This is a genomic window from Burkholderia sp. E168m22 (assembly GCF_001319805.1).
Lineage (GTDB): Bacteria > Pseudomonadota > Gammaproteobacteria > Burkholderiales > Burkholderiaceae > Burkholderia > Burkholderia orbicola.
Genome location: NZ_BBSK01000127.1, coordinates 23,703 through 30,029 on the forward strand (window position 1 = coordinate 23,703; position 6,327 = coordinate 30,029).

At 64.1% G+C, this 6,327-nt stretch carries 6 protein-coding genes; 1 reads left to right on the forward strand and 5 read right to left on the reverse strand.

What is annotated here, in order from left to right; all coding sequences use genetic code 11:
- Positions 1–34: 34 nt before the first annotated feature.
- From AP428_RS29355 to AP428_RS29375, 5 genes are all read right to left on the reverse strand, one after another.
- Positions 35–1,114 (reverse strand): LacI family DNA-binding transcriptional regulator, encoded by a 1,080-nt coding sequence (locus tag AP428_RS29355; protein ID WP_226292374.1) that lies wholly within the window; start codon positions 1,112–1,114, stop codon positions 35–37.
- Between the two features lie 83 nt (positions 1,115–1,197).
- Positions 1,198–2,004 carry an inositol monophosphatase family protein gene (locus AP428_RS29360; protein WP_226292373.1) on the reverse strand — a complete coding sequence of 269 codons (807 nt, stop codon included), beginning with the start codon at positions 2,002–2,004 and terminating at the stop codon, positions 1,198–1,200.
- An 82-nt stretch (positions 2,005–2,086) separates the two neighbouring features.
- A complete protein-coding gene (locus tag AP428_RS29365) occupies positions 2,087–3,178 on the reverse strand; it encodes an ABC transporter ATP-binding protein (RefSeq protein ID WP_011694996.1) in 1,092 nt (363 codons plus the stop codon).
- Positions 3,179–3,180: 2 nt separating this feature from the next.
- A complete protein-coding gene (locus AP428_RS29370; RefSeq protein WP_226110057.1) occupies positions 3,181–3,966 on the reverse strand; it encodes a carbohydrate ABC transporter permease in 786 nt (261 codons plus the stop codon).
- Positions 3,967–4,075: 109 nt separating this feature from the next.
- A complete protein-coding gene (locus AP428_RS29375; protein ID WP_050768789.1) occupies positions 4,076–5,005 on the reverse strand; it encodes a carbohydrate ABC transporter permease in 930 nt (309 codons plus the stop codon).
- A 290-nt stretch (positions 5,006–5,295) separates the two neighbouring features.
- Here AP428_RS29375 and AP428_RS29380 point away from each other — a divergent pair, with 290 nt between their 5' ends.
- Positions 5,296–6,255, forward strand: a complete 960-nt coding sequence (locus AP428_RS29380) for a helix-turn-helix transcriptional regulator (RefSeq protein WP_227745880.1) — start codon at positions 5,296–5,298, stop codon at positions 6,253–6,255.
- The last annotated feature ends 72 nt before the right edge of the window (positions 6,256–6,327 follow it).

The window sequence follows — 6,327 nt, forward strand, 5'->3', positions numbered from 1 at the left end:
CGCTTGCCCCTGCGCCGCGATCCGCCGGCCGCGCTCATCTTGCCGCGGCCGGCGCCTGCGTCGTCGATCGCACCACCAGCTCCGTCGGCAGGAGCACCCTGGGCACGCGCGGCTTGCGGGCGGCGGGGCCACTCAGCAGTTCGCTGAGCAGTTGCGCGGCCTGGCGGCCTTTCTCGATCAGCGGCTGGCGGATGGTCGTGAGCCCTGCGCCGGCTGCTTCCGGTATATCGTCGAACCCCGCCACGGACAGCCGATCGGGCACCGCCACCCCGCGTTCACGCGCCGCCTGCACGAGCGCGAGCGCCATCACGTCCGACGTCGCCGCCACTGCCGTGAGGCCCGTATGCTGCAGCATCTGTTCGGCCGCCCAGATGCCCGATGCACGATCGAAGCCGCCGGCCTCGACGATCAACAGGTCGTCGAAGCCGAGCCCCACCGCTTCGGCCGCGCGCAGATAGCCGTCGATGCGGGCGCGCACGACGTTTTCCGTGGCCTCCTGGAAGCGCTGCCTGCTGACGATGCCCCTGACGCCGTCCGGACGCAGCCGGTCGGCCACGATGCCGATCCGCCGGTGACCGAGCTCGACCAGATGCCGCATCTGGACGATGGCGGATTGCAGATCGTCGATCCCGACGAACGGCACCTTGTCGATGATCGGTGCGTCCACGATCACGACCGGGATGCCCTGCCGGCGCGCGACCTCGATGACCGGATAGTGGTCCGGCAGCGAGTACGCGATCAGGCCGTCGACGAACCCGCGTACCGCGAGGCTGCCGTTCGCGGCGTCGCCGGCATGATTCGCCAGATCCTTCTGTAGCGGGAAGAGCGCGAGCGCGACGTTCGCGAGCTCGCTGATTTCACCGATGCCGCGCAGCAGGCAGGTGGTCGCCGGATCGGCGAATGCGTAAGGCAACTCGTCCATGATCATCAGGCCGACGGCACCGACCCGCCCGGAGCGCAGGCTGCGCCCGCGGACGTTGGGCCCGGGATAGCCGAGTTTTTTCGCCACGGCGAAAATATGCTCGCGCTGCGCCTCGGAGATTTCCGACGGCTTGTTGTACGCATAGGAGACCGCGGGCTGAGAGACGCCGGCGGCCAATGCGACGTCCTTCATGGATACGGCACGCTTCATCGATGGGAAGGCATCCGCCTGTGGGCTGGCAATGCCGCATTTTACAGGGATACACGCCGAACCCTTCACGCATTCGAGCCGGCCAGCAATGCCATCACGCTTGCATGAAGCGCGCCGCTCGACGCCGCGACGACGTCGCCGGCCGAGCGCTCGGTCAATCGTCGTCCGCGCCAGTCCGTCATCCGGCCGCCGGCCGCTTCGACGATCGGCACGATCGGCAGGAAATCGTGGGGGGCGAGTCCCGATTCGACGACGAGGTCGCACCGCCCGCTGGCCAGCGCCGCGTAATTGAAGCAATCGCCGCCGTATCGATGCACGGCGACACGCGCGACGAGCCTGGCGTATACCGCGTGCTGGTCGGGTGTGAACTTGTCCGGCGTCGTCGTGCACATGCGCGCCGCCGACAGGGGCACCGCCGTGCCGGCAGCCGACTCGACGTGCGTCGCGGCATCGGTGCTGCTCGCGATCATTCGTTGGCCGAGCGCGGGCATGTCGATCGCGCCGAGCCACGGCACGCCGTCGCACAGCACGCCGACGAGCGTGCCCCATAGTGGACTGCCCGTCACGAACGCGCGCGTCCCGTCGAGCGGGTCGATGACCCATCTCCGGTTCGACACGCCGTGTGCGAGGCCGTCGACCACGCCGAACTCCTCGCCGACGCTGGAATCCAGCGGGTGCCGCGCCTGAATGCGGCTGCGTAGCGCCAGCTCGATACGCTTGTCGAGTTCGGTAACGGGCGACGTGTCGCCCTTTCGCGTAATCGCGAGCGTGTCGTGCGCCACGGCGCCGCACAGCGTGCGAGCCAGGTCGCAGAGCTCGATCACCGTGTCCCGATAGTATTGTTCGTCGATACCCGACATCGGTCCCGCCATCGAAGGTTCGTCATTCCACTCCACGTTCATCGTCCTGATACGGGCCGGTCGGGCACGCCACGATCCCGACCGACCCGTCCTTTCAGACGACGCGCTGTTCGGTCGCCGGATCGAAGATCAGTGCCTTGTCCGCATTGACGACGAGCTGCATCACGTCCCCGACGCGTCCGACACCGGGCGCGAACCGGGCCATGATCGATTCGCCCGCGACCGACAGCAGCACGAAGTTGTCGGCACCCGTCGGCTCCACGACGTCGACCGTCGCCTGGAAGCTCGTTGCCCCGACGCCCGGCGCGAGCCATTCCGGGCGAACGCCCAGTACGACGTCCCGGTCGAGGTAGCCGCGTTGCGCGTCGCTCAGCGCGCCCAGCGCGATCTCGACGGTGTGCCCGCTGCCGTCGCCGCCGATGAAAACCGCGTGGGTGTCACGGCCACGCAGCACGCCCGTCAGGCAGTTCATCGCGGGCGACCCGATGAAACGCGCGACGAACAGGTTCGCCGGACGATCGTAAACATCCTCCGGCGTGCCGATCTGCTGCACCTCGCCGCCCCGCATGACGACGATCTTCGTCGCCAGCGTCATCGCTTCGATCTGGTCGTGCGTCACGTAGACCGTGGTCGTGCCGACACGCTGGTGCAGCTTCTTGATTTCCGCGCGCATTTCCGTGCGCAGTTTCGCGTCGAGATTCGACAACGGCTCGTCGAACAGGAAGATCTTCGGTTCCCGCACCATCGCGCGCCCCATGGCCACGCGCTGGCGCTGCCCACCCGACAGCTGGCTGGGCTTGCGATCGAGCAACTGATCGAGCTGCAGGATCGCCGCGACCCGCTTGACCGCCTCCTCCTGCTCGGATCGCGATGCCCCCCGCACGCGCATCCCGAATGTCAGGTTGTTGCGCACCGTCATCGTCGGGTAAAGCGCATACGACTGAAACACCATCGCGATATCGCGCTTCGCGGATTCGACGTCGTTGACGACCGAACCGTCGATGACGATCTCGCCGTCGTTGACCGGTTCGAGCCCCGCGATCGCGTTCAGCAAGGTCGACTTCCCGCAGCCGGACGGGCCGAGCAGCACGAGGAATTCACCGTCGTCGGCATCGATGTTGATTGCCTTGAGGCACGCAACGCTGCCGTAGTTCTTGCGGACGTCGCGAATATGCAGAGAAGCCATGATTACCCCTTGACCGCGCCGGCCATCAGGCCGCGCACGAAATACTTGCCCGCCAGGAAATAAATGACGAGGGTTGGAAGAGCGGCCAGCAACGCACCGGCCATATGGACGTTGTACGGACGTTCGCCCGCGCTCGCACTCACCATGTTGTTCAGCGCAACCATGATGGGCGTGTTCTGACCGCTCGTGAACGACACGCCGAACAGGAAGTCATTCCAGATCGACGTGAACTGCCAGATCACGGTAACGACGATCATCGGTACCGACAGCGGCAGGATGATGTACGCGAACGTCGTCCAGAAACCCGCTCCATCGACCCGCGCCGCCTTCACGAGATCCTGCGGCACCGTCATGAAGTAGTTGCGAAAGAACATCGTCGTGAACGGCAAGCCGTAGACCGTATGCACGAGCACGAGGCCTGCAAGGCTACCTGACAGGCCGAGTACGCCCAGCGTCTTCGCAAGCGGTATCAACACGGATTGATATGGCGTAAAGGTGCCGAACAGGATCACCCCATAGACGAACTTCGATCCTCTGAAATTGAATTTCGTCAACGCGTAGCCATTCAATGCGCCAAGCAGCGTGGACAACACGACGGCAGGCACGACGATCAGCACGGTCCGCACGTAGAACCCGTTCAGGCCCACGCAGTCGATGCCGACGCACGCGTTTTGCCATGCATCGATCCACGGCTGGACCGTGGGCGCGAGCGGAAAGGATAGAATCGACGTCGACCGGATCTCCGCCATGTCCTTGAACGAAGCGAAGACCATCACGACGAGCGGCATCACGAAGAAAGCCGCGCTGCCGACGAGAATCGCATAGAGCACCGCACGCGCGACCACACGCAGCGTCGTGCTCGACGGGCGGGACACGCGACGCACGTGCCGGGCCGTGTCAGAGACTGTCGTTGTGTTCACGCTTGAACTCCGAGTAGAGATACGGGACGGTAAGGGCGACCACGACGAGCAGGATCATGACGGAGCTGGCGGCGCCCTGCGCGAGCTGGCCGCGGCTGAACGTCAGGTTGTACATGAACGTCGTCGGCAGGTCGCTCGAGAAACCCGGGCCGCCGTTCGTCAGCGCCACGACAAGGTCGAACGACCGCACCGCCTGGTAGATCAGGATCACGACCACGCTGAATACGGACGCGCGCAGCATCGGGATGATGATGGTCAGATAGATGCGCAGCGTGCCGGCGCCCTCCATGCGCGCCGCCTTGATGATTTCGCCGTCGATCCCGCGCAGGCCCGCCAGGAAGATCGCCATCACGAAGCCCGCGGTTTGCCAGACGGCGGCGACGACAAGCGTATAGACCGCCATCTGCGGGTCGATCAGCCAGTTGACATGGATGCCGGTGATGCCGAGATCCTGCAGCAGCTTTTCCAGCCCGAGGCCGGGATTCAGGATCCACTTCCACGCGGTGCCGGTCACGATCAACGACACGGCCATCGGATACAGATAGATCATCCGGAACGCCCCCTCGCCCCGCACCTTCTGGTCGAGAAAAATCGCGAGCAGCAGGCCGAGCACGAGCGAGATCAGCATGAACGCGATCGAGAACAAACCGAGGTTCGTTACCGCGACATTCCATCGATCCGAATCCCATAGCCTTGCATACTGCGCAAGACCGACGAAGTCGTAGTTCGGCGCGAACTTCGAACTGGTGAACGAGATGACGATCGACCAGCCGATGAACACATAGACGGCAATCAAAAGTACGACGACACTCGGCGCCAGCGTAAGGGCTGCGGGGCTCGCGCGCAGCCAGCGTCGCCGCTGCCCGGGCGCTCCGGCATGGATGCCGCCTCCTGGGGAAAAAGACATCTCGAATCTCCGTGTGGTTTCTGCTTTCATGCGCTCCCCCTCTCCTGATACGGTCACGCGATGCTTGCGGCATCACCGCGGCGCGTCATGCCCGGATGGTGCCGCTCGTTCCGTGCACGACCGTGTCGGGATCATGCGATCGGTGGCTGGAGTATTTGCCGCTAAAAACACGTGCTCAATTTCGCGGAGCGCTCAAAAGAGACGCACAGTGACGCACGAAACGCAGTACACTCGATCACGCGCGGAGGCAGTGCGGCGGCCCACGCTTCGGATACCGCACGATGCGCTCAATGCGTCGATTTCCTTCGGTTTCCATACGGAAAATCCCGCACGGGAATCGACGCATCGCGGCCCGCGACCGACCGTTGCACGCCGGTTCGCCGTTCATCGCAGGTCCCTTCGATCATTTCTTCAGAAACGACATGGATCGTCAGCACGACCTTTCAAACCTCGCCAGCAATCTGTCGCTGCTCGTGGCGTCCTTCGACTCCATCGCAGATTTTTGCCGGAAGCTGAACATCAATCGTCAGCAGTTCAACAAATATCTGGCGGGCCACCACGTTCCGTCGCAGAAGGTGCTGCTGAAGATCGCCAAGTTTTTTCTGATGGAGCCGGCCGACCTGTTCCGGGCGCCGCCGGAATTCCGCAGTTTTTACGAAGGGCTCGAATACGAACTGCCGTTCGATTTGAAATCCGCACCGAGCTTTCTGCGATTTCTGCCGCTGATCAAGTCGTCGAGCGCCGCGCTGCAGGATTTTCTCGGGGTGTACTACCGGTACCACAACTCGTCGATCTACAAGGGGCGCATCCTGCGCTCCGTGACGTGCCTCTACGAGCGCGATTCGGTGGTGCAGTACGTTACCGTGGAGCGTTTCCCGTTACTGGATCAGGACGGCAAGGTCGGCTACTCGTTCAAGTACCACGGCTTCTGTTTCCTGATGGGCGACCGGATCTTCATGATCGATTTCGAAGGGCGGCAGAAGAACGAAATGACGTTCTCGGTCCTGACGCCTCAGCACCGTCGCCCGATCCGCTTCCTGTACGGCGTGGTCACCGGCGTGGCGTCGTCGTCGTTTCGCCAGCCCTTCTCGACGCGCATCGCGTTGAATTTCGCCGACCGCGGACACATGCAAAGGAAGCACCTGCGCAACGCGACGGTACTGCTGCCGATGGACAGGTCGCTGCCCGCGGAAATCCGCGACTACATGACCGGCGATCAATCGACCGTGCTGTGGGGTGGCGAGGGTTAGGGCCTGGCGGTGTCCGCCGGGGCACCGCCGCTTGAACACCGGCAATCGTGCCGGCTAGGCAGGCCGCCCGCC